Raw genomic sequence first — 225 nt, forward strand, 5'->3', positions numbered from 1 at the left:
GGAACGATGCGAGCGGTGGCTTTGATCCTTGCGGGGGTGGGCGTTCCGGCATGGGGAGCGCCCGCCGCAGTGCCCGTGGCCGGCGACAAATGGGTCGTCGATGCTGGGGCCGACAAATGCACGCTGACGCGCCGGTTCGGCTCGGACGCGGCCTCGGTCACGCTGTCATGGTGGCGCGTACCGACGACGCGCCGCTCGACCCTGTGGGTTACCGAGGCGGGCGGG

1 protein-coding gene is annotated in these 225 nt (G+C 71.6%); it reads left to right on the forward strand.

Annotated elements, in window-relative coordinates:
- Window positions 1–15 precede the first annotated feature (15 nt).
- The coding region (locus AX685_RS21725; protein WP_156445841.1) for a hypothetical protein at window positions 16–225 on the forward strand (210 nt) is incomplete at its 3' end.

Source organism: Sphingomonas sp. CCH9-F2 (assembly GCF_001556735.1).
Taxonomy (GTDB): domain Bacteria; phylum Pseudomonadota; class Alphaproteobacteria; order Sphingomonadales; family Sphingomonadaceae; genus Sphingomonas; species Sphingomonas ginsenosidimutans.